The sequence below is a fragment of the Oleiphilus sp. HI0080 genome, assembly GCF_001635135.1.
Genome location: NZ_LWFU01000519.1, coordinates 1 through 3,057, shown reverse-complemented (window position 1 = coordinate 3,057; position 3,057 = coordinate 1). Strand labels below are relative to the sequence as shown.

At 47.0% G+C, this 3,057-nt stretch carries 2 protein-coding genes; both read right to left on the bottom strand.

Features of this window, described 5'->3' with window-relative positions; genetic code table 11:
• Window positions 1-191: 191 nt before the first annotated feature.
• Window positions 192-1,694 (bottom strand): NAD(P)/FAD-dependent oxidoreductase, encoded by a 1,503-nt coding sequence (locus tag A3751_RS10955; protein WP_068455710.1) that lies wholly within the window; start codon window positions 1,692-1,694, stop codon window positions 192-194.
• 120 nt (window positions 1,695-1,814) lie between these two features.
• Window positions 1,815-3,057 (bottom strand): tRNA 5-hydroxyuridine modification protein YegQ (yegQ, locus tag A3751_RS10950; protein WP_068455707.1); only part of this gene is annotated, 1,243 nt, incomplete at its 5' end.

Here is a 3,057-nt window from a genome sequence, read left to right as displayed (position 1 = left end):
TTAACATGGTTTGGCAGAGAAGGCGCAAATACTGCGTGGCCTTCGGATTCAAATGCATGCTTCAACTCGTCAAGCGTATCACCGGTGCTCCACATTCCGTGGATCATGAGTACCGGTGGCAGGCTGTAATCATTCTCGGCCATGGGCGATCGTCTCTTAATTATTCTATTTTTTAGTGTCAGGAGGCGGGCTTAGGCCGCATTTACCTGGGGTGCCGGATCAGCTTTCACTTTTTGAGCTGCGGTCTTAAAGTGCATGTTTGGCTCGTCGACAGGCTCTTTGAGTAAGACTTTCTTGTCTTTTCCATAATCCATATCTAGTTTCCAGGGACCGCTTCTTCCTTGGCGAGGAAGCATATGTTTTGCCCGTTGAGCGTATCCTGGATCAAAATTATCAAGCATGCCATCAGTGAGCTTGTTGTTACCAATGTCGGTTGGCGTGGCAACCGTATAGTTATTGCTATCCATAAACTTGATCAGACGACAAATGTATCGGCTAGCAATATCGCACTTTAATGTCCATGGCGCGTTGATATAGCCAAATACCCAAGAGAAATTGGGTACGCCTTCTATCATCACACTCTTATAGGTCATCTTGTCACTTAGGTGAGTTTCCTCGCCATCGACAGATAGCTTAAGACCACCCATCATCTGAACATTTAGCCCTGTCGCTGTGACAATAATATCTGCGTCGAGATGTTGTCCTGTTTTGAGCTTAATTCCGGTCTCTGTGAAAGAGTCGATGTGATCTGTTACGACGGATGCTTTTCCTTCGCGAATTTTGGCAAAGAAATCGCCATCTGGCGCTGCGCAAAGCCTCTCTTCCCACGGGTTGTAACTGGGAGAGAAGTGCTTCATATCAACATTTTCTCCCAGTTCTTTCCGAACGTTTCGGGCCAAGACTTTACGCATAAAGTTGGGCCAGCGCATGCTCACCAAATATAGCGCCCGTTGAATCAAAATATTTCGTTTGCGGGTAATTAAGTAGGCCCAAGATTTAGGCATGATCTTCGCCATGAAAGACGCAATCTTATCGTTGTCAGGCAATGACATGATATAGGTGGGCGAACGTTGAAGCATCGTGACATGCGATGCCTTGTCTGTCATGGATGGTACGATGGTTACGGCGGTGGCTCCGCTGCCAATCACGACGACTTTTTTGCCCGAATAATCTAGGTCTTCCGGCCAATGTTGTGGGTGTATGATTTGCCCTTTAAAGGTCTCTTCGTTGTTAAAGTGAGGGCGGTAGCCTTTGTCGTAGTTATAATAGCCGGTGCAATTTAGGAAGAAGTTGCAGGTATAGGAGCGTGTCTCATTTGTTGGCTCATGAAGGGCTTCTATTTCCCAGAGTTGTGTTGAAGAGTTCCAGTTGGCACTCGTTATTTTAAGACCAAACTGTACTTTATCCTTGATGCCATATTCTGCAGCGGTTTCGACGACGTAGTTCCTGATGTCTGGACCTTTTGCTAGAACCTTGTCTGAGAACCATGGCTTAAACTGAAAGCCAAAGCTAGTCATGTCAGAATCCGAGCGAATGCCAGGATAGCGAAACAAATCCCACGTGCCGCCCATTGTCTGCCGTCGCTCAAGGATAGCGAGTGATTTATCAGGGCACTCTTTGCTCACATGGCACGCACTACCAATTCCAGAAAGACCTGCGCCAATAATAAGAATATCGAAATGCTGTTGCCCCACCGTGTTACCCCTCGCTTTTGGTTACTATAATTTCAAACGTAAGTATGGTCAGTAGGGCAATGAATCTGAATGATATCCTAGTCGAAGAACTTGATATTTACGCCACTATACTTTGTTGATTTATCGCATAGTTTTAACAAGAAGGCCCTTTGCCAAAGCCGCATCGCTAATATGTTTTACCAGATCAGCAGGTACGCTAACGCGATAGCCTGACCCGGATGCCTCATCACATGCAGCCCCGTTTCTACTGAGCTGCATATTTGAAGCGCTAAACTCAACGTTTTGTTCGGGGGTAAGCAGGGTTAGCTTGTCGTTAATGCCAAATTTATTCTTAGCGCTTAGGAATAAGCGATTGTTCTCGCGATCAATAGACTCGATATCTGCCACGAACAGCTGATTTTCAGATCTAGAGTTGCCGGTCTCATAGTTTTGATATTCATCAGGCACGTGGCGCCGATAGAAGCCCTCGGTGTAACCCCGATTTGCCATGCCTTCTAGCTCATCCATGAGTTGCATATTAAAGTCTCTGCCGGCAAGTGCGTCGTTAATTGCCTGCTTGTAAACCTGAGCTGTTCTTGCTGCATAGTAATAAGACTTTGTTCGTCCCTCTATTTTTAGAGAATCAACACCAATATTGATGAGCCGTTGCACATGCTGAACGGCTCGTAGGTCTTTTGAGTTCATGATGTAAGTACCGTGCTCATCCTCGTAGGCTGGTAGGTACTCACCCGGTCGACCGGCTTCCTGAAGCAGGTAAATCGGTGGTTCTGACTTGTTAGCGCTAGTCTGTGCTGGGTCGAAAGTCTCGAGCGCGGGTTGTTTGGCGATGATATTGCCTTCGACGGTTTCTTTCGCTTCATGCGCTTGATACTTCCAGCGACAGCTATTCGTGCATGCACCTTGATTCGAGTCTCTGTGGGTCATATACCCCGACAGCAAACAGCGTCCAGAGTAAGCGATACAAAGGGCGCCATGAACAAACACTTCCAACTCCATTTCTGGGCAGCGTTGTTTTATTTCTTCAATCTCATCGAGTGATAGCTCTCGGGACAGTATGACCCGAGTGAGACCTTGTTTCTGCCAAAATTTTACCGTTGCCCAGTTCACGGCATTGGCCTGCACAGAGAGATGAATGGGCATATCGGGCCATTTTTCTCGTACCATCATGATTAGGCCGGGGTCAGACATGATGATCGCATCGGGCTTCATTGCGATCACTTGTTCCATATCTTTTAAGTAGGTGTTCACTTTGTTGTTGTGTGGGCTGAGATTACTGGCGATGTAAAACTGCTTGCCAAGAGAATGCGCGATCTTCACGCCGCGCGCGAGGTTTTCTATCTTGTTGAACTCGTTCTCGCGCACC